This window comes from Streptomyces bugieae (genome assembly GCF_036352915.1).
GTDB lineage: Bacteria > Actinomycetota > Actinomycetes > Streptomycetales > Streptomycetaceae > Streptomyces > Streptomyces endophytica.
Window position 1 is genome coordinate 237,384 of the sequence record NZ_JAZBJP010000006.1, and the last position, 19,405, is coordinate 256,788.

Here is a 19,405-nt window from a genome sequence, read left to right on the forward strand (position 1 = left end):
GTTTTACACGACGCAGGAAACTTTGGCGCAGGCCGTCGCCGTCTAACAGGGAGTCGGGCCTTTCGGGGCCGAAGAGCGAGAGAGTGGGGCAGGTCGTGGGACGGCGCAAGGGTGGCATAGGCATCGCACTCATCACGGGTGTGATGCTGGTGGGCGCGAGTGCCTGCGGCGGGGGCGGCAGCGACAAGGCGGGCGGGGACGACTCAAAGGCGTCGGGAAAGCCGAGTGCGAGCGCCTCGCCGTCACCGACGAAGCCCGCGGGCCCCCCGATGCTGCTGGACACGATCACCCCGCAGACCGGAACCACGGTCGGCGTGGCCATGCCGATCTCGGTGGTCTTCACGAACCCGGTAGCTGCCAAGGCACGGGCCACGGTGGAGAAGCACATGAAGGTGAGCACTTCGCAGCCGGTGGCGGGCGCCTGGCACTGGTTCGGCGACAAGCGCGCCGACTGGCGACCGAAGTCGTACTGGCCCTCCGGCACGAAGGTGAAGATCGATGCTGACATGAAGGGCATCAGCAACGGCAACGGACGCTACGGCGTGCGCAGCTACACGCACACCTTCAAGATCGGCGACGACGTGCGCGCGGATGTCTCGGTGACCGGCCACACCATGAAGGTGACCCGGAACGGCAAGACGGTGCGCACCCTGTCGATCAATGCGGGCAGCGCTCAGTATCCGACCTGGAACGGCACGATGGCCGTCATCGACAAGCAGGAGAAGGTCCACATGACCTCCTGCAGCGTCGGCATCAGCTGCGACAAGGGCAGCCCCAACTACTACGACCTGACGCTGCCCTGGGACATCCACCTGACCCAGTCCGGCACGTACGTGCACTACTCGACCGGCGACCCGAATCCGGGCAGCGGCAGCGCCCGCGGCTCGCACGGCTGCGTCCACCTGTCCATGTCGGACGCCAAGTGGTTCTACGGCCAGGTCAAGCAGGGCGACCCCGTCACCATCACCGGCTCGCCCCGTGCCAAGGCACCGGCCGACAACGGCTACGCCGCCTTCAACCTGGAATGGAACCAGTGGCTCGCGGGCAGCGCGTCCGGGGAGGGGACGACCACGACGCTGTGATGCGCTGCGGTGGCAGCGCCGGTCAGCACTCGTCAGCACTCGTCAGCACCCGATGATGTGGACCGCGGGGCCACCGTCGCACGTGAAACGGCCAAGTGGCCCGCCCGTTGGGGCGGGCCACTTGGCCGTGTGAAGATCACTCGCACCGCGATCCGGCTGTGGCTTCGTTGCGGACCCGCCAGCGCCGAGGGCGGTCAGCCGATGGGGTTGACGAAGGTGGCCGGGTGGGTGGCGCCGGTCTGGTCGACGAGCGGGCCCCAGGGCCACTTCAGGGTCAGCGCGGTGGTCTCGTTCGGCGGGGTGACGGCCACGAAGGCGGGCATCCAGGAGTGCTCCTCGTCCTTCTTGGCCATGGCGAGGTTGATCGTGAAGTCGGTGCTGTCCCCCGGCCCCAGGGTGATCGAGCCGTGCTTGGCCGACGAGCGGGCCAGCGACCAACGCTGACCGCCGTTCTCGGACTTGAGGTCCACGCCCGGGAAGCCGCCGATCACGCAGGCGCGGCTGCCCTTGTTGGTCAGCACGACGCTGGTGGTCGTCGCGCCGCCCGCGTTCGGGTCCGGGGCCGCATCCTCGCCCATGGCGAACGCCGCCTTCAGGTTGGAGGTGTGGCAGCGCTGCCCGCCCGAGCCCGCCCTGCCACCACCGGCGGCCTGCGCGCTGCCCGACTGCTTGCCCGCACTACCCGCCTTGCTGTCGGCCTTGGCACCGGAGCCCGGCTTGGCACCGGGGCCCGCCTGGGCATCGGAGCCCTGCGCTCCGGCGGAGGAGCCCGGGCCGCTGGACTCGGGGGCGGATGCGCCGGCGTCCGTGCGGCCCGCGGGCTTCGGGCCGGCGGCATCCGAGCCGGAGCAGGCGGTCAGAGTAAGGCCGGCCGCTGCGGTCAGGGCCGCGGCGGCAACGCGCAGGGTGCGGCGACGAGCGGTGCGGACAGTGGTGCTGGAGCTCATTTCGGATCCCCCGGTGCAGTCGGTGTCGCTGTTTCCTCGGTACGTCACCCACTCTGATCGGGGCCACTATCGCCAGGATGCCGCTCCGCTAACGTCTGGCTAACACGGCTGTGAGCAGCGGAAGGACGCGAAAAGACCCGAAGAACCTCACCGCGGCTACCTGGTTGGGGCACGCGCAGCTGCTTGCCGGAACCAGGGGTCCCAAGACCGACCAGCAAGAGGGCGACTGTTGCGGGCCAGACAGGGAGTGAAACCGCTCCAGGGCCAGGACACGTCCGAGCTGCTGGTGTTTCCGCGTCTTGGGAACCGCGGCCCATAGGCTGCGCCACATGAACGTACTCTTCATCACGAGTACGGCGGTCGTCGTCGCTGACCCGCCGCAGAGCCGCAGGCTCTTCATTGACGCCCTCGGCCTCCCACTGGAGGGCGAAGACGAGGGCTACTACTCCAGCGGGAGCATCCCGGGCAGCAAGCACTTCGGCATCTGGCCGCTCTCGCAGGCAGCCGAGGCGTGCTTCGGTACGCCGTCGTGGCCCGCCGACCGGACGGTCCCCCAGGCATCGATCGAGTTCGAGGTCGAGGACGCAGACGCTGTCGCTGCGGCCGGCGGCGAGCTTGAGCGCGCGGGCTTCGACCTGCTGCACCCCGCCCGTACCGAGCCGTGGGGACAGACGGTGACCCGGCTTCTCACGGACGATGGCTTGATCGTCGGCATCTCCTACGCCCCCGCGCTTCACGACGAAGAACGTGTCTGAGCTTCGCGTTCCACACCCCGCACGTAGCGGGTCGAGCGCCGGGACGGCTCGGTGACCAGGCTCAGGTGTGCTGGGTGGCATCGGCGACAGATGTCACGTGTGGGCCGAACGGCTGCGGTGCCGGAAGGGTGGTGAGGCCTTGCCGATGGCAACCTGATGGCTACAGCCAGCCTTCCAAGGCATCACGGAGATGGTTGTCCTCCCCACGCAGGAACAGGGCCGGTATTTCCCCATCGGGGTTTGTCGCAGGTCGTTCATCGTCCTCGTCCAGGCCGCCGTCGCCGGGTCCTATGACGAACGGCTTGTCTTCCGGATCCCCGCCCGGCCGTTGCTGCCACACGAGCCCGTGGCATCTGCAGAAAACCTCGCCGAAGTACCAGAAGGCCACCTGGACGAAAGGGGTCTCTTCGGCAGCCTCGATCTCCCTGATCGAGGAGTAGCGGCTCCGGATGAGATCTTCGAGCCGGTCCAGCGAGTCCACGCTGAAGTCCCAGCCACCGCCAGTCTCCTGCGCCCACTCCTCGAATCCGGCCTGCTGACGGGCCAGCCACTTCTGCAACAGCGGGTTGCTCGTCCAAGCGTTCTCTTCGGTCACGGTCAACGACCCTACGTCAGGGCTTACGAAGCCCCCAACTTGCCTACCGTGCCGCAGGGTTGGATTGCTGGATGCCCCACTTGCGGGCCCGTTGACGTGGCGAGTTGGCTCCCGGACCGGTCCCCCCCCCCCGATCCCACTCCCCACGCAGAGGACGGGACACCGAACCAAAGCCGCCATTCCCCCTGAAGCTCACTGCTCCGTCACCCCCTCAGAAGCGCTGGTGGTCATCGGACGCTCTGCCCCCGGGTACCAGCACGCCTGTCTCGTACGCGACGACGACCGCATGGGTCCGGTTGTCGGCGTTCAGCTTCCCCAGGACGTTGCCCACATGTGTCTTGACCGTTTCCAGGCGCACCGCCATGCGATGGGCGATCTGCTGGTTGGACAGGCCTCGTGCCATCAGCCGTAGGGTCTCCTCCTCCCGCACGGTGAGGGAGGCGGCTCTGGTCCCGCCCACGGCTCGGGGCGGCGGGGCCGGTTGCTGGGCGGCGAGCCGCCGGACGGCATCCGGGAACAGCAGGGAGTCGCCCTGTGCCACCAGCCGTATCGCCTGGGCCAGTTGTGCGATGGGGGCGCGCTTGCGGATGAAGCCCTGGGCACCGGCCAGCAGCGCGTCCCAGACGTAGGCGTCGTTTTCGAAGGTGGTGATCACCACGACCTTGGGCGGGTCGGTCAGTTCGGAGCGGAGCAGCTTGGTGGCCGTGATGCCGTCGAGCCGGGGCATCCGCACGTCCATCAACACCACGCGCGGACGCCACCGCTTCACCAGGGGAAGGACCTCGGCGCCGTCCGACGCCTCGCCGACCACTTCCAGTCCGTGCTGCACCGACAGCAGGGCCCGCAGACCCGCGCGCGTCAGCTCCTCGTCGTCCACCACCAGGACGGTCACCGGCGCCGCCTCGTCGGCAGCCGGCTCGCAGGCCGGGTCGGGACCGGCGTGGGCGGCGCTCACGCGGGCGGCCCCAGGGGAAGGTCGGCGGCCACTCTCCAGCGGCCGTCCCCGGTGGGGCCCGCGGACAATTCTCCGCCCAGCAGCCGCACCCGTTCACCGAGTCCGTCCAGGCCGTGCCCGGGGCGTGTCGCGGCAGCGACGGAGGCTGCGGCGGGCAGCGAATTGGTCAGTTCCAGCAGGAGACGGTCGCCGCGGGCGGCCACGCGCAGCCGGATGTCGTCCGTCTCACCGTGCTTGAGCGTGTTGGTCAGGCTCTCCTGGAGGAGGCGGTAGGCCTCCCGGGAAACCGTGGCCGGTACCTGCCCCAGGTCGCCCTCGGCCTCGACGGTCAGCGCAGCGCCCATGGCCTGGATCCGCTCGGTCAACACGTCGAGCTCGGCGAGGGTGGGCTGTGGCCGGATGGGCGCGGGGGCCTCGCGGAGGATGCCGACCACGTGGTCGAGATCGTCCATCGCGGCACGGGAGGTCTCCTCGATGGTGCTGAGGGCGCGGCGGGCGGCCTGCGGGTCCCGGTCCAGCAACTCCTGGGCCAGGGCGGCCTGGATGGTCGAGGCCGTCAGGGTGTGCCCGATGGAGTCGTGCAGTTCCTGGGCGAGCCGGTTGCGCTGTGCCAGCGCCCGCATCCGTGCCTCGGCCGCGGCTGCCCGCTCCGCGGCCCCAGGGCCCAGAAGGACCGGCGCGAGGCGCCGCAGTACCGCCGTCCCGGCCCACGTGCAACCCCCTGCCACCAACAGACATCCGGCGCCCACCAGCAGCGTCCAGGCGCCGGGCAGGCCACGCGGCACGGGAGCGGTGAACCACAACAGGGCCACCTCCCCGCCACCGGCCAGCCACACCCAAGGCAACCCGACAGCCATCCCCAGACACAGCCCGGTCACCGCCGTCACCGCGCCGCCGACCACCGTGTGCACCGGCAGCCACGTGGCCGCGCGCAGCCGATCGCCCCAGGAGCGGGGCGGTGTGAGCGGCCGGGGCAGGTTCGTCCCCAGCAACCCGTTCGCCAGCCGGACTCCCCTACGCCGGGCCCCGTGCGGCAGGCCCATGGCCCAGGCCGTGGCGACGAACACCACGAGGAACACAGGCACCCGCACCCCGGCCGGGAACCCGGGCCGGACCGCGGCGAGCCCCACCACACACGCGGGAAGCCCTGCGACGGCCCCCAGGCAGGCGAAAAACCACCCTCGTACCTGGATCCGGTTCGCCAACCCGCTGATCACTTCGCGCATGAGCCGCATGTTACGGACCCTCATCCGGCCCCACCTCCCCCGAAAGAGCCAGACGCCGCCCCCACGAAGAAGGGACCGGCCACTGGCTCAGCTCGGCGATGTGCTCCGCCGCGCCCGGTGCCACGGTGAACCGGCCCCGCCCTCGGACCCCTGCCGTCCCGGGCCGGGGCCGGCAACAGCGAAGAGACACAAGACGGGACGAGAGCGAGACCTCCATGTCAGTGATACTCCGGACGCCCCGGACCAAGCGCCCCGTACGTGCCGGCAGAGCGACCGATCGCACGGGAGTGGCCGCCTTCCTGGCCCTTTCGTTCGGCGGCACCTGGGGGTGGCTGTGGTGCGCGACGGCCGTGTTCGGCCTCTCGCCCCTCAACCCCCTGCTCCAGGTGCCGGCGTGCTGCATGCCCAGCATCGCCGCCGTGGTGGTACGGCGCTGGGTGACCCGGGAAGGCTTCGCCGACGCGGGGTTGGGACTGCGGCTGAAAACGGCCTGGCCCTACTACCTGGCCGCTTGGCTCTGCCCCGCCGCCCTCGCCGCGTGCACCCTGGGCCTCGCCGTGCTGTTCGGTCTGTGGCACCCACAGCTGTCCGGACTCGGCGGTGTCCTCCCCGGCGCGGATGACGTGCTGACCGTGCTGGGCATGATGATGGCCTCCCTCGTCCTCACCCCGTTGTACTGGGGCGAGGAGTTCGGCTGGACCAGCTACCTCAGGCCACGGCTGTTCGGCGGCGCCCTCCTGCCGTCGTCCCTCGTGACGGGCCTCATCTGGGCGGTGTGGCACGTCCCGCTCGCGTTCATCGGCTACGTCGACTTCCCCAACATGGCCCTGGGCCTGCTGGTGTGGACAGTCTCCTTCCAGTTCCAGGAAGTCATCCTCATGTGGCTCTACACGCGCAGCGGCAGCATCTGGGTGGCAAGCCTGGCCCACGCCGGAAATAACATGGTGCTGTCTCTCGTACTGGGTCAGGTACTGGACGAGGGGGCGGGACTGGGACCGACCTGGCCCATGGTGCTCTCCACCATCCCGCTGGCCGTCCTCAGCCTGGCGATCACGGTCCACACCCGCCGCCGCACGGCCGTTCGCCGCACCAACCAGTAGCGCGTCGTCGGGTCCCGGCTTCGCCGTCCGCACCCGAACATGGGGGAAAACCCGGCCCATACGGGATCCTCCAGGCCCTGTCTCCACGTCAGCTGTGCCCTCCTGCATGGCCAACGGCCTTGCTCGGCTGTGCGGACGGGGTCGGTCCCTAAAATCACTTCGCCCGTGCTCCCCCATCCGGTACGGTCGCGGGATTGTTTGCACTGCTTGGGAGCCCATGAGGTTCGCGTGTGGTCTCCTCGGCAGCTCCCATGCTGAGAGCAGGTTTCCTTATGGCATGCCGTATCAGTGAGCTCGTGCTCGGTTGCCGCGACCCTGAAGCGCTGGCGCGGTTCTGGTGCGAGGTCCTGGACTTCGTCGTGCTCGATCGTGAGGACGACGGCACGTTGGAGATCGGGCCGCGCGAAGGGTTCGGTGGTCCGCAGCCGACGATCATCCTCAGTTACCGGGATGAGCCGGAGAAGGGGAAATCCCGGCTGCACATCGACGTCAACGCCACCGACCGCGACCAGGACGCCGAGCTCGAACGCCTTCTGAAGCTCGGTGCGCGCCCGGCTGACATCGGCCAGACGGGGCAGGAGCAGTGGCATGTCCTGACCGACCCCGAAGGCAATGAGTTCTGCCTGCTCAAGGCCCGCCTCAACCCGCTTTGATGCCGATCGTGCACGCCTCGGCACCGGGCATCTGGGATCCGCCCTGACGTCCGGTGTGACGGGCGCGTCGTGATCGTGAGGTCAGTGGGGTCTCCGGAAAAGGGTTCATCGACCGAGAAAAACCTGAACACCGGAGACCTCGTGGCCAGGTGACGTCTTCGGTGATCGACGCGTACACCCTTGGAGCGGCCAGGAGTTATCCCTTCCATTCGTGGGAGAGCAGGGCGTAGAGGTACTCGCTGCCCCAGCGATCTCCGTCGAGGTCGTTGTCGACCAGATGTGCCTCGCGGCGCATACCCAGTCGTTCGCACACGCGCACCGATGCGACGTTGAGGACATCGAGGCGGGCGAAGACCCGGTGGACTCCCAACTGGCCGAAGCCCAGCGCGGCCAGGGCACGCGCTGCCTCGGTGGCGTAGCCGTGTCCGGCGTACTGCGGGTTGAAGACCCAGCCGATCTCGGCCTGCCGAGCGCGCGCACTCCTGAGAGTGAGGGCCACCTCACCGATGACGCCCGGTTCGTCCGCGCGGCAGACGGCCAACAGGAGCGTATCCCCGTCGGCCTTCCAATCGGTGCCAGCAGCTCGCGCGACGATGGACTCGGCGCAGGCCTCGCGGCTGAGCGGTGGACGATAGAGGTAGCGCGAGACTTCCGGCAAGGATTGGTAGGCGTACCGGTCACCGGCATCACCCGGTGCGAACGGTCGCAGGAGCAGCCGCTCGGTGGCGATGGTTGCCGGGATGTGGTGCGAGGCGGCGGTCATCGAATCTCCCCCCATGTCCTGCCGTTGGCCTGGTCGGTCAGACTAATCGGTCCACGCATGTGATCTGCGGGAGCATGAAGCAGAGGCGCCAGAGCTGTTCGCGGGCGATGTCCCCGGCCTGCCTGTCAGCATGCGTCGGTGTGGAGCAGCCATGCGCTGCCCGGCCGCACCGAGTCATTCCTCCAGGGTTTCTGCGATGCGGTCGAGGTCGGTGACGAGAGCTGCCATGCGGTGCGGAGGGATCGCCTCGACCATGCGCCGCTCGATGGCGTAGACGGCGGCCTGGACCTCGGCCAGCCGTGTGCGGCCCTCCTCAGTCAGGTGGGCGGGCCGGGCACGGCCGTGGTCGGCGAGGGCGGGACGAGTGAGCAGCCCCGCTTCCTGCAGGCCCCGCAGGACGACGTTCGCGGACTGTCGGGTGACGAACGTCGCGCGGGCGAGGTCGGCGTTGGACATGCCTGGATGCAGGGCCAGGAATTCGAGAGTGGCGTACTGCGGAACGGTCAGTCCGTGCTCGCGCAGGACCTTGTCCATGGCGCCGCGCAGGGCGGCCTGAGCGCGTTTGAGTACGTATCCGACGTGCTGGCTTACGTCTTTCGCGGCGTGCGGCTGCTCGGCCGACGGGTTCTCCAACATGTCAGCATTTTGACATACGCAGCCCGCAACCCTAGGCTCAGGCATGTCAAAGTCCTGACATTGAGATGAGCGGAGACCCATGCCTGCCACCATCGACGGCCCCGACTTCGTCGCCCTGCAAGTCCGCGACCTGAACGCGGCAGCGACCTTCTGCGAGCAGCATCTGGGCCTGCGCCAGGCCGCGGTCTCGCCGCCGCACGCGGTCGTGTTCGACACGAAGCCGACCCCGTTCGCCGTCCGCGAGCTCTTGCCGGGCGTCGACCTCACCGACACCGCACGGCCCGGCCTCGGCACCGTCCTCTGGTTCAAGACCTCCGACGCACACCAGCTCCACGACCAGCTCACCACCGCCGGGATCAAAATCCTCACCCCGATCACGAACAGCCCCTTCGGGCCGATGTTCTCCTTCGAGGGCCCCGAGGGCTACGTACTCACCGCACACGGCGACTGACCGTTCCTGGCCCCGCATTCCGCGCCAACGGCGAAACGTCGACTTGGCAGCCCTCGTCCCACACCAGGCAGGGGGAGGCTGCGCGCCCGCGCCTGAACCGGCCGTTGGCCCGGCCTCCGCGGGCGCGATACGACAGGTGACGCGTGCAGTCGTGCGGCAACGGCGATACACCCCTTGCCGACGGCCACTGCGGGGGAACCTTGTTCGGCCGGAAGGGCGCTCCGGGCCGGGCAACACCGGGACCCGGGACGGTGTCTGCGTCAGGGGCCCTGGCCCTGACAGGTTGGCTCCCATGGGCCGCGACTGGTACGCAGCCGCCGTCCGTAATTCCGCAAGGGCGACATCACCAGGTCGCCCCTGTCTTGCCGCTCGGTGGTATTGCGCTCGCCGAGGGACGAGCCAGCCCCGCCCGGGGGTGCCGCCGATGTGCGGCTCTGGCGGCACCTCATCGACCCGGGCCGGTGTTGGGGTTATTCGGACGTGGTTTGGTTCCAGCTCTGGGCGATGACGTCCTTGGCGTTGCTTTGCTGGGATTCAGTGGGGAAGGTCGGCGTGCCGGTGACGCTCGGGAGTTTGGCCGCCGCGGCCTTGTCGAGTGTGCCGGCCTTCCTCATGGCGGTCATCAGAGCCGGGCGTGCGTATCCCTTGAGCCGGAGGTTTTGGCCTTCGGCGCTGTAGAGGTACTCCTGCCACAGGCGCGCGGCCGCGGGGTGCGGTGCGTCTTTGTTGATGGCATGCGAGTAGTACTGGGAGAACTTGCCGTCCGAGGGGACGGTGACTTTCCAGTCGATGCCCTTGGACTTGAACTTGTCGGTGTAGCCGGCGTTGAGGTAGTCCCAGTCGATGCTGATGGGCGTCTTGCCGGCTTCGATGGTGGCCTGGGTGGATTCGACGGACGTGAAGTTGCCGCTCTTCCGCAGCCTGGCGAAGAAGTCCGTGCCGGGTTGGATGTCGTCGAAGGAGCCGCCGTTGGCGAGGGACGCCGCGTACACGGCGCCGAAGGCCGAACCGGACTTGGTGGGATCGCCGTTGAGCGCGATCTTCCCCTTGTACTGCGGCTTGAGCAGGTCCTTGAAGCTGGTCGGGCAGGTCTGCACGCGCTTCGCGTCGCAGCCGAAGGAGATGTAGCCACCGTAGTCGTTGGACCAGCGGCCGATCGAGTCCCTCTGGGTATCGGGAATGTCGGCGAAACCGGCAGCCATGTACGGTGCGAGCAGCCCCTGTTGGGCAGCACTCTGTGCGAACGAACTGCCCAGATCGAGGACGTCGGGCGCATTGTCCTGGCCCTTGCGCGAGGTGACCGCACGGATCTCGTCCTCGCTGGTGCCGTCGGGATTCTCGACCTCGACCTTGATGCCGTACTTCTTCTTGAACCCGTCGATCAGCGCCCCCCAGTTGGCCCAGTCACGGGGCAGCGCGATCGCATGCAGCGTGCCCTCCTTCTTGGCCGCCTCGGCCAGGGGACTGATGCCACCGACAGCCTTGGCCGTGGTCGCGGTGGCCGCGCTCTTTTGGTCGCCGCTCGACGCATCTGGGCCGCCACAGGCACACAGGGCGGGTACGGCGGCGATCGCGAGGACGCCGGCAAGGACGGCGGTCCTCCGCGGGAACACGGTCACGGACTCTCCAGGGGTACGCACAGCAACAAAGGGGGCATGCAGGACCGCACAGAAAGGCATGTACGGATGGGCACCTGTCCGACAGACTGTCTGAACAAGCGGGGCCGGTCGGCAGGGCCCAACTATGGTGTCAGCCAGGTGAAAATTGGACAAGGTCATGACTCCAATTCCTTCACAATCGCAGCAGGCTGGGGGCACACCACACCGCGCACGAACCGCCCGCTCCACCCACGATGCACACACCTTCGCCGCGGGATCGGAATCCACGAGGCGAGGAGATCAACGGAGCCCCGATGCTGTTGAGTTGATCGCGGGGCGCCGTCGACCAGCACGATCCAGTCCCGCTGGGGCCCCCGGCCGCACGCGCCGACCTGGGCGAAGGCGCGCCTCCTCCATACGTAGCGGTAGAAGCAGGTGAACGGCCCGGCCGGAGAAGTAGCGCGACAGCGAGGAACTTGACGGCACGTCTGGGCTGGATGGATATCTCATTGCGGACCCAACGGGACAGCCATAACGTCTCCGGCATGTCCCTACGTCTTCAGATGCGTCAGGCCCTGCCGGAAGCGATGCGTGCCCGCGACAAGGCCTCGGTGAGCGCACTGCGCGCAACGCTTGCCACGCTGGACAACGCGGAGGCGGTGCCCGTGGACGAATCCGCACTTCGTGGATCGGCCCTCGAACACTCGCCGGTCGGCGTCGGCGTCACCGAGGGAGCACGGCGCGAGCTGAGCGAGCGCGAGGTGAGGGAGATCGTACGTGCCGAGGCCACCGAGCGGCTGGAGGTAGCAGCGCAGTTGACTGCGCCCGCACATGCTGACCGGGTCGCGCAGCTCCGTGCGGAAGCCGCCGTACTGCTTCGGTTCCTCGACGGTGCCAGCCCCGCATAGGACCCAGAGGCCTCCCCCATCGCGCCGCACTCGGATCGTTCGGCGTGTCCAAGGGGTCCGTCGGCAACACCGTGATCATCACCGACGGCGGCATCGAGCCCTGGCCTGGTAGTCCCGCACCGCCGCGCACTGCGTCAACGGGTCCCGCGCCGAAGGACCAACGGGTCCCTCGCCGTAGGGCCAACGGGTCCCGCGCCGTAGGACCGGACGACGGCTCCGCTGGGATCGATGAGGAACGCCTCGTCGCGGCTCGTGGTCGTCGAGGTGTGGCGCAACCTCGACCCGCTACCAGGCCGGACTGGCCAAGATCTCTCCGTTCAGTGCCCCAGCCTTTTCAGGGCCGTGTCCGGGTAGCGCTCCCCCGCCACGGCCGCCTCCGGTACGGCCTTGCGTAGCTGATCGAGGTCGGCGTCGGTCAGGTCCAGGGTCACGGCGGCGGCGTTCTCCTGCAGGTAGCGCCGACGCTTCGTGCCGGGGATGGGCACGATGTCGTCGCCCTGGGCGAGCAGCCAGGCCAGCGCGGCCTGGGCGGGCGAGCAGCCGATCCGCTGGGCGACGTCCCGTACCGCCTGGACCAGTGCCAGGTTGCGCTGGATGTTCTCGTCGGCGAACCGAGGCCAGCGCCGGCGGTTGTCGTTCGAGGCGAGGTCGCCGCGGGAAGAGAGCGCACCGGTGAGCATGCCGCGCCCGAGCGGGGAGTAGGCCACGACGGAGATTCCCAATTCCCGGCAGGTGGTGAGCAGTTCGCCCTCCACCACGTTGCGGGTGAACAGGGAATACTCCACCTGGACCGCGGTGATCGGATGGACGGCATGGGCTTTGCGGAGCGTCGCGGGACTGACCTCACTCAGTCCGAGATGGCGTACCAGCCCGGCCTGCACGAGCTCGGACATGGCACCGACCGTCTCCTCGATGGGAACGGCGGGGTTCCGGCGATGTGCGTAGTAGAGGTCGATGTGATCGACGCCCAAGCGGCGCAGTGAGGCGCGGCAGGCGTGGGGAACGTAGTCGGCGGAGGTGTCCACGTCGCCGACCCGCCCCGTGGCGGCATCGTGGCGGAGCCCGAACTTGGTCGCTACGACCACCCGGTCACGCTCACCGGAGTGCCTGCGCAGCCAGCGACCGACCAACTCCTCGTTGCTGCCCCGCCCGTAGGCGTCAGCAGTGTCCAAGAGGGTGATGCCCATCTCAAGGGCACGGTCCAGGGTGTGCTGGGACTCCTCCTCATCCGGAACCCCGTAGGCGACCGACATGCCCATGCAGCCGAGGCCGATCGCGGATACCTCAGGGCCATCGTCGCCCAGCTTGCGGTGCTTCATCGAACCTTCCTCTCAAGGAACTGAGCGGACCGCTCAGTGGACCAAGCAGCGGATCGGACGGCGGAGCAGGTGCGGGCGAGCTGTAGCAGTCGCCTGACACCTTCGCTGCCGCCTTCGCTCTTGCAGGCGATCATCCATCTTCCTCTCCGAGTTCGGCAGGCCCCGGTTGACCATCACCGGACCGCGCCCAGCCAGAGCAGTCCCCCTTGCGCAGCTGCCGTGTGTAAGCGTCTCGCACCCTGGTCGGCGGCAGTTGTCGGCGCCGCGTATCTGCTCTAACGCGACCGGCCCCAGTGACGGGTGCAGGAATGTACAAGACCGGCGTACCAGTCTGCGCCAGTCTCCAGGGGCACCACCCAAGGCTCCCCTCCACACCATCCCGATGCTGGACCCGCTGACCAAGAAGTTCTCCCTGTTGCGCTGACCCCCTGGCCGAGCACGACCATCTCGCCCTGTGCTCACGCTGATGCGGACGCGCTTCCCCGTAGAGACCTCCCAACAGAATGATCCGGGCGGTGTTGAGCGTTGGGGGCTTCCGCACTCGGCCATGCGCGGTCGTCCACCGTCAGAAATGGCTCGTTCACCACGGTCGCCGGCGTTGCGCTGGTGAAAGCCATGATGTCCCGATGCAGATGGGACTGGTCGCAGTAGCCACCGTCCGCCGCAACGCGGGCGGTGCCTTCACCCGCGAGCATGCGATGCACGGCATGGTCGAAGCGGACCAGCTTCGTGGCACGTTTGGGTGGCATGCCGATGTACGCGTGAAACCGGGACCACAGACGCTTGCGGCTCCATCCGAGTTCGGCCGCCAGGTGGTTGACGCGGACGAGGCCCCTGCTGGCGACGATCCGGTTCCAGGCCCAGGCCACCGCCGGGTCCACCGGCGACCGCGCCTCACATCGGCGGGCGATCAGCGCATCCGTGAACGCGAAGCGGTCCTGCCATGAGGGGAGCTCGCTCAGTTGCTCACGAATCCGTGCCGCCTCCCGGCCCCACAGGTCGTCCAGGGACACCATGGCGCCGGCTAAATCGGCCGGAGAGGCACCCAAGACCGCTCCTGCAACCACTGGAGAGAGGCGCACCTGCACGCACTCGACGCGCTCACCCCACGCTCGAACCCCGCCTCCGGAGCCGAAGCCGGGCCCGGCGACGAGACATCCCCCAGGTCGCCGCTCAGCGCCGTCGTCCACGGTGGACGTGCTCGCCCCGAACTCCAGGACCAGCATCACTGCCGGGTGCGGAACCACTCGCAGACCGCCGACGAGCGGGCCCGGGACCCGGAAGCCGGCCATGTCGACACCGGTCACCCGGCCGGGCCGCTGCGGACGTGCGACGTCCCACACAGCAGGATCGTTGCGTTCACTCGTGGCGCACCCCATCGTCGAATGCTACGCGGACCGAGGAGGGGACATTTGTCCAAGCCGTGCGCGTGCACCGGAGGCGACAGTGGGCTCATGACTCCTTCCGACAGGAACCCGCATGCATCCGGCGACGCCGGCGCCACCGAGGCCTCGATCCTCCGCCTGGAGCACGGCGACCTCTACGTCTGTCAGGACGGCCCTCGCGATGCCCCCGCGCTCCTGCTCCTCCACGGATCCGCCACTTCGAGCCGTTCGTGGGACGCGCTGGTTCCGCTGCTGACCACCTCGCATCGCGTCATCCGGGTCGACCTTCCGGGGCACGGTCGCTCGCCCGAACCGGTCGGCCGCGGCTACGAAACCTCCGAACAGGCACGCAGGCTCGGTGCGGCACTGGACCGGCTCTGCGTCGAGCACGTCGTGGTCGTCGGCCATTCCAGTGGCGGCTATGCCGCCACCGCTCTCGCCGAGCGACGGCCCGACCTGGTGACCGCGCTCGTGCTGATCAACACCGGCCCCAAGATGGACGCCTTCATCGCACCGGAGTCCTTCGCGATCGACCCCGCGCAATGGCCACCGACCGACGAGCGGATTCGCCAGTTCGCGAGCACCGGGTTCCGCGCGGGTTACCAAGTCCCACAAGAACTCGTCGACGAACTGCGCGGGATGACCTTCCACGCGGTCACCACAGCAATGCAGGCATCCATCGCCTATCTGAAGCAGCAGAAACTCCCGGATCGACTGAGGGCCCTCGGCAAGCCCCTGCAGGTGATCTTCGGCGACCAAGACCGCAGATGGCGACCCTCGTCCGCAGCCGACTACCGGGAAGTTCCGGGCGCGAAGATCGAGTTGTTGCCCGGTGCCGGACACACTCCCATTCTGGAGGAACCACTGCGGACCGCCGCACTTGTCCTGGCCTTCACCGAGATCCACACCACCCGAGCACCGAAAGCCACGTGACGCTTTCGCCCCAGCCAGCAAGCATGCGGCCGCCCGCCTGCAGAGATCGTCACCGAACAGGCCAACGACGGTCTCGACGTGCCGTACTCCTGTCGGGAGGACCTCTGCACTCCTGGCCAGGAGGACCTCTGCGCCACCTGCCGCATCAAGGTCCTCGGCGGCCGTGGTGTGATGACGCCGTGAGCCGTGCCGCAGAAGAAACCAACCGCCGGATGCTCCGGGCCCGGGATGCGATGGACCGCGCCTACGCGCAGCCACTGGACGTCCCGGCCCTGGCCCGGATCGCCCATGTGTCCCCGGCACACTTCACGCGCACCTTCCGGGCCACGTTCGGTGAGACGCCGCACCGCTACCTGCAGCGCCGCCGCGTCGAGCGGGCGATGTTCCTGCTGCGGGACACCGACCGCAGCGTGACGGACATCTGTTTCGAAGTCGGCTTCAACAGCCCGGGAACCTTCAGCCGCACGTTTCGGGACATCATCGGCCGCTCGCCACGGACATACCGCAAGGAGGCCCAGCACGCCGCGGCCGCGGGCGTACCGACGTGCTTCACGATGGCGTGGACGCGGCCGTGCCCCTGACCGCCCACCCGCGCTCCCCCTCCGCGCTCCCCCTCCGGGGCTGCCTCTCCGCACTGCCCGTACCGTCCTCCGTCCCCGTCGACTGAGCAGTTTTGGATAAGTTTCCGTCCGGCGTGCCCAGTAGCGTGAGGCGCATGTTCAACGCCATCACGCACTCGCAGATATACGTCCTCGACCAGGACGAGGCCCTCGACTTCTACGTCGGAAAGCTCGGCCTGGAGGTCAACACCGACATTGAACTGGGCTTCATGCGCTGGCTCACCGTCAACGTCCCCGGCCACCCGGAACGCGAGATCCTGCTGGAGAAGCCCGGTGCGCCGGCAATGTCCGAGGAGACGGCGCAGCAGGTCCGCGACCTGGTGACCAAGGGCGCCATGGGTGGCTGGCTCATCTTCACCACGGACGACTGCCGCAAGACGTACGAGACGCTGCTGGCCCGGGGCGTCGAGTTCACCGAGGAACCCACCGACCGCCCGTACGGAACCGATTGCGGCCTCCGCGACCCCTTCGGCAACCGCCTCCGCTTCACCCAGCCGAAGGCGTGAGGACGGTCCGGGGAGGGTTACGGCCGAAGGCGTGAGGACGGTCCGGTGAGTCATGGGCGGCACTGCCGCCAAGTTCTCGGGACCTGACGCGCATCTGGGCAAGATCATGCGGCACGTGGCCCTCCCCCGTGCCGCATGAAACGTCTTGCCTGATGACACGTCTTGCCTGGGGCCGGAGGCGGTCAGAGGTGGCGTACCCGTCCGGCGATCCCGTGCCCCACGAACAGGTAGATCACGGCGGGCAGACCGTAATTGAGGGCAACGCGCAGTCCTTCGATGTCCATGGTGAAGATGTCCTGCGCCCACCAGGCCAGAGAGTTCGCAACGCCTTGGATGAACTGGACGAAGACGTTTGCCTGGTTCGCACCGAGCAGGTAGAGCAGGATCCACAGCGCCAGGAACGCGGCGGCGATGTCGGCAATGGTGTGGATGATCAGGGCTGTCCGCTGGGCGGCAGTGCGCCCTCGGCCCCGGTGGTATTGATCATTCGTGGGCACGGATTCGGGGACGTTGCTCACTGGAGTCGCAATCTGGCGCGGGCAGCGCCTGGACGGAAGGGAAGTCTGATCACGGCCAGGACGGCCACCCCCCACAGGAGTCGCCCTGGCCGTGATCGGATACGGGTCACCCATGTGCGCCCGCAACCAGTTCTGCGCCGCGGTGTGCCGGCGCGTTACTCGGCCAGGCGTGACGTCCGGTATGCGCGGCCGTATTCGTGCAGTGCGGAGTCGACCCAGAAGTATGCGCCACCCACCACCACGAGCAGGATCACGAGGACGGATATCAGAATCCGCTAGCCAGCAGGCATGGCAAATCCAGAGAATTGCGCCGCGCACGGTCGGCCGAGGGGCGACCATGCAGGAAAGATCGCTTTTCTGGCGTCACGAATTGCGCACCAGCTGAGTGGCTGACCTCGGCAAGCCCGCAAGGGCATCGGCGCTCGCAGCGGCGCAGGCACAGGCCCGTCAGTGCGCAGGTGCGCCGCACGACGGGTCCCCGAGCCGAAGAACCGCAGCCTCAAAGGCGCCGCAGCCAGGCGGCAGCGCCATGGCCGATGCCGAGATAGACCACCGCGGGAAGGGCGTAATTGAAGAAGACGCGCAGCCCTTCGGTGTCCATGGTGAAGATGTCCTGCGACCAGCCGGCGAGCCAGTCGGCCACGCCGTGCACGACGTCGACGAAGACGTTCGCCTGATTCGCGTCGAGCAGGTACAGCAGGATCCACAGGCCAAGGAATATCGCGGCGATATCGCCCAGACTGTGAAGGATCAAGGCACACCGGTCCACCCCCCATCCCTTCCGGCGAGCTCTCTGGTCACCTGCCCGGTTCCTGGGCACTTCGTAGGGAGCATCGGGAACACCGGCGTACGGTGCGCTGCGTTCGGAAGGGTAGGGAGGAGGAGGATTGCCGTTGCGCGGGGCGTACGCCCCGACCGGAGGCAAAGGGGCGGTGTCGCCGCCCTGTGAGGCGTTTGCGCCGCCGTGGCGAGGAGGGTTTACATTGGGACCGTATGGGGCATTTTGCGGCATGCCGTCGTTGGGGTAACTCACGGTCCGCGCATTGCCCGCCCAGGTTTTCCGAAACCGCCTTCACCCTCATTTCACATTCATGCTTCAAACAGCCACTCCTGCTTAAGCAGGTGTCCACGCTTGCCGCGGAGAAAGCTCTATCCGCCACGAGGCAGCAGGAACTGACCGGCTCCGATGGAGATGTGCGATACAGCGAGCTTGGCGGCAGGAGAGCAGAGTTGCGGCCGCTCAGCCTGACCTTTCAGGTGCCGCAGGTGCCGCCCCCCACTTCCCATCCTGGCATTCGTGGCGACATGTCCCGTTAGGGAAAGCCGACGCCAAGGAATGTGCACGGAAGCGTCACACGGTCTACGTCCTGCCTCGTACAGGTGCCGTTAGCGTTGCAGCCCGCCCGCTCCCCGGTGCGAACTTGAGCAAGGTCACCGGGGTCCTCGCGGCGCAGTCAGCACAGAAAGATCGCAGATGGACTACTACGCGGGCATCTCACCTGTGAGCCTCGTACCGGCAATGTCAGCGGCCGGGTCGGCAGCACCGACGTGGGTGCGCCTGTGAGCACTCACTACGAAACCCGGCTGTACAGAATCGGTAGGTGGTGGGCCGTCGATGTTCCGGAACTCGCGCTCCACACCCAGTGCCGCACGATCGATGAGGCTGAGGACATGGCGCGCGACGCCATCGGTGCAGCGCTGGGCATTCGACCGGAGACGGTCCGCTTGAAGCTGGTGGTTCCGGAGGTCGCCGCCCTGTTGGAGAGTGTGCTGGCGGCACGCAGGCGGCGTGCCGCAGCCGATGCAGCAGAGCAGAAGGCACTCGCCGATGCCGCTCGCACGCTGTCCGACGACTTGCGGGTAAGCCCGGGGGATGCCTGCCGACTGCTCGGTGTGTCTCAGCAGGAGATGTCCCAGCTCAGCCAGGCCGCCCGTGACTCCACCGACGCGCGTCCACGGCTCCTTGGCCCGCCCAACAACACCGGTGCGACGCGCCCGAGGCAGCCCCGGCCGGCACCGCCGTCCCGTCCGAGCTGGGCGCTGGCCGATGACACCCGAGCTCCGTGATCGAGTCCCCCCGGCGCACTCCCACACGATCCGCGAATGCCACGATCCGCGATGGCTGGGCCAGCGCCTGAGCGGTGGTACGTCGGCGCACCCACCCCTCAAGCCCAGCCCGCTGGGCGTCAGTTAGCGACGACGGCGGGGCGGGATCTTCGGTCCAGGACGGCTCATACCCCACTCATGATGATTCGCCGGCTCAAGGCACTAGTGTGCTGTCCGGACAGGTTGGTGACGCGGCTGGCTGGGGTGTGGCCGCTGATTCCGGTATGGGGTCGGTGGTAGTTGTACCAGTCCAGCCAGTCGGGAAACGCTGCCTGCCGTTCGGCCTCTGAGGCGTAGGGCCTTTGGTAGGCCCATTCATCGAGCAGGGTGCGGTGGAAGCGTTCGACCT

General features: G+C 68.1%; 23 protein-coding genes. 11 read left to right on the forward strand and 12 right to left on the reverse strand.

What is annotated here, in order from left to right:
• Positions 1-95 precede the first annotated feature (95 nt).
• Positions 96-1,082, forward strand: a complete 987-nt coding sequence (locus V2J85_RS15280) for a L,D-transpeptidase (protein WP_419836781.1) — start codon at positions 96-98, stop codon at positions 1,080-1,082.
• 194 nt (positions 1,083-1,276) lie between these two features.
• Here V2J85_RS15280 and V2J85_RS15285 read toward each other — a convergent pair whose 3' ends face one another.
• Positions 1,277-2,029 (reverse strand): DUF4232 domain-containing protein, encoded by a 753-nt coding sequence (locus V2J85_RS15285; RefSeq protein WP_330821887.1) that lies wholly within the window; start codon positions 2,027-2,029, stop codon positions 1,277-1,279.
• Positions 2,030-2,358: 329 nt separating this feature from the next.
• On the opposite strand from V2J85_RS15285, the gene V2J85_RS15290 reads away from it, so the two are divergent.
• Positions 2,359-2,784, forward strand: coding sequence for a VOC family protein (locus V2J85_RS15290; RefSeq protein WP_261958089.1), 426 nt, complete (start codon positions 2,359-2,361; stop codon positions 2,782-2,784).
• A 160-nt stretch (positions 2,785-2,944) separates the two neighbouring features.
• Here the strand turns inward: V2J85_RS15290 and V2J85_RS15295 are convergent, their stop codons facing one another.
• The 3 genes from V2J85_RS15295 to V2J85_RS15305 form a co-directional block, all read right to left on the reverse strand.
• A complete protein-coding gene (locus V2J85_RS15295; protein ID WP_261958088.1) occupies positions 2,945-3,379 on the reverse strand; it encodes a hypothetical protein in 435 nt (144 codons plus the stop codon).
• A gap of 211 nt (positions 3,380-3,590) precedes the next feature.
• Positions 3,591-4,334 carry a response regulator transcription factor gene (locus tag V2J85_RS15300; protein ID WP_261958087.1) on the reverse strand — a complete coding sequence of 248 codons (744 nt, stop codon included), beginning with the start codon at positions 4,332-4,334 and terminating at the stop codon, positions 3,591-3,593.
• A complete protein-coding gene (locus V2J85_RS15305) occupies positions 4,331-5,560 on the reverse strand; it encodes a sensor histidine kinase (RefSeq protein ID WP_330821888.1) in 1,230 nt (409 codons plus the stop codon). Before V2J85_RS15305 ends, V2J85_RS15300 begins: the two co-directional genes overlap by 4 nt.
• A gap of 215 nt (positions 5,561-5,775) precedes the next feature.
• Between V2J85_RS15305 and V2J85_RS15310 the strand changes: the two genes are divergently transcribed.
• The gene (locus V2J85_RS15310; protein ID WP_330821889.1) at positions 5,776-6,660 is read left to right on the forward strand and encodes a CPBP family intramembrane glutamic endopeptidase; all 885 of its coding nucleotides are present in this window, start codon (positions 5,776-5,778) and stop codon (positions 6,658-6,660) included.
• Positions 6,661-6,932: 272 nt separating this feature from the next.
• Complete coding sequence (locus V2J85_RS15315) at positions 6,933-7,313, forward strand: VOC family protein (protein ID WP_261958084.1); 381 nt, start codon at positions 6,933-6,935, stop codon at positions 7,311-7,313.
• Between the two features lie 196 nt (positions 7,314-7,509).
• On the opposite strand, the gene V2J85_RS15320 is transcribed toward V2J85_RS15315, so the two are convergent.
• Positions 7,510-8,076, reverse strand: coding sequence for a GNAT family N-acetyltransferase (locus V2J85_RS15320; protein ID WP_330821890.1), 567 nt, complete (start codon positions 8,074-8,076; stop codon positions 7,510-7,512).
• A 174-nt stretch (positions 8,077-8,250) separates the two neighbouring features.
• Positions 8,251-8,712, reverse strand: coding sequence for a MarR family winged helix-turn-helix transcriptional regulator (locus tag V2J85_RS15325; RefSeq protein WP_330821891.1), 462 nt, complete (start codon positions 8,710-8,712; stop codon positions 8,251-8,253).
• Between the two features lie 79 nt (positions 8,713-8,791).
• On the opposite strand from V2J85_RS15325, the gene V2J85_RS15330 reads away from it, so the two are divergent.
• Positions 8,792-9,163, forward strand: a complete 372-nt coding sequence (locus V2J85_RS15330; RefSeq protein ID WP_330821892.1) for a VOC family protein — start codon at positions 8,792-8,794, stop codon at positions 9,161-9,163.
• Positions 9,164-9,633: 470 nt separating this feature from the next.
• On the opposite strand, the gene V2J85_RS15335 is transcribed toward V2J85_RS15330, so the two are convergent.
• Positions 9,634-10,782 carry an ABC transporter substrate-binding protein gene (locus V2J85_RS15335; RefSeq protein WP_330821893.1) on the reverse strand — a complete coding sequence of 383 codons (1,149 nt, stop codon included), beginning with the start codon at positions 10,780-10,782 and terminating at the stop codon, positions 9,634-9,636.
• A 566-nt stretch (positions 10,783-11,348) separates the two neighbouring features.
• Between V2J85_RS15335 and V2J85_RS15340 the strand changes: the two genes are divergently transcribed.
• The gene (locus V2J85_RS15340; protein ID WP_330821902.1) at positions 11,349-11,669 is read left to right on the forward strand and encodes a GatB/YqeY domain-containing protein; all 321 of its coding nucleotides are present in this window, start codon (positions 11,349-11,351) and stop codon (positions 11,667-11,669) included.
• Between the two features lie 317 nt (positions 11,670-11,986).
• Here the strand turns inward: V2J85_RS15340 and V2J85_RS15345 are convergent, their stop codons facing one another.
• Together V2J85_RS15345 and V2J85_RS15350 are read right to left on the reverse strand one after the other, a co-directional pair.
• Positions 11,987-12,988: an aldo/keto reductase gene (locus V2J85_RS15345; protein ID WP_330821894.1), complete on the reverse strand. Its 1,002-nt coding sequence runs from the start codon at positions 12,986-12,988 to the stop codon at positions 11,987-11,989.
• Between the two features lie 458 nt (positions 12,989-13,446).
• Positions 13,447-14,280 carry a helix-turn-helix domain-containing protein gene (locus V2J85_RS15350; protein WP_330821903.1) on the reverse strand — a complete coding sequence of 278 codons (834 nt, stop codon included), beginning with the start codon at positions 14,278-14,280 and terminating at the stop codon, positions 13,447-13,449.
• Positions 14,281-14,442: 162 nt separating this feature from the next.
• On the opposite strand from V2J85_RS15350, the gene V2J85_RS15355 reads away from it, so the two are divergent.
• The 4 genes from V2J85_RS15355 (at position 14,443) to V2J85_RS15365 (ending at position 16,432) form a co-directional block, all read left to right on the forward strand.
• On the forward strand, positions 14,443-15,306 hold the full coding sequence (locus V2J85_RS15355; protein WP_330821895.1) for an alpha/beta fold hydrolase: 864 nt from the start codon (positions 14,443-14,445) through the stop codon (positions 15,304-15,306).
• A gap of 78 nt (positions 15,307-15,384) precedes the next feature.
• Entirely contained in the window at positions 15,385-15,489 is a 105-nt protein-coding gene (locus tag V2J85_RS41340; RefSeq protein WP_419836782.1) for a hypothetical protein, read from the forward strand.
• Complete coding sequence (locus V2J85_RS15360; protein WP_261958077.1) at positions 15,486-15,887, forward strand: helix-turn-helix domain-containing protein; 402 nt, start codon at positions 15,486-15,488, stop codon at positions 15,885-15,887. Before V2J85_RS41340 ends, V2J85_RS15360 begins: the two co-directional genes overlap by 4 nt.
• Before the next feature lie 134 nt (positions 15,888-16,021).
• A complete protein-coding gene (locus V2J85_RS15365) occupies positions 16,022-16,432 on the forward strand; it encodes a VOC family protein (RefSeq protein ID WP_261958076.1) in 411 nt (136 codons plus the stop codon).
• Between the two features lie 182 nt (positions 16,433-16,614).
• Here V2J85_RS15365 and V2J85_RS15370 read toward each other — a convergent pair whose 3' ends face one another.
• Together V2J85_RS15370 and V2J85_RS15375 are read right to left on the reverse strand one after the other, a co-directional pair.
• On the reverse strand, positions 16,615-16,929 hold the full coding sequence (locus V2J85_RS15370; RefSeq protein ID WP_330821904.1) for a hypothetical protein: 315 nt from the start codon (positions 16,927-16,929) through the stop codon (positions 16,615-16,617).
• Between the two features lie 520 nt (positions 16,930-17,449).
• A complete protein-coding gene (locus V2J85_RS15375) occupies positions 17,450-17,719 on the reverse strand; it encodes a hypothetical protein (protein WP_419836783.1) in 270 nt (89 codons plus the stop codon).
• A 791-nt stretch (positions 17,720-18,510) separates the two neighbouring features.
• Here V2J85_RS15375 and V2J85_RS15380 point away from each other — a divergent pair.
• Entirely contained in the window at positions 18,511-19,017 is a 507-nt protein-coding gene (locus tag V2J85_RS15380) for a type II toxin-antitoxin system HicB family antitoxin (RefSeq protein ID WP_330821896.1), read from the forward strand.
• A gap of 164 nt (positions 19,018-19,181) precedes the next feature.
• On the opposite strand, the gene V2J85_RS15385 is transcribed toward V2J85_RS15380, so the two are convergent.
• Positions 19,182-19,405, reverse strand: a 224-nt coding sequence (locus tag V2J85_RS15385) for an integrase core domain-containing protein (RefSeq protein ID WP_330821897.1), incomplete at its 5' end; no start/stop codon positions are given.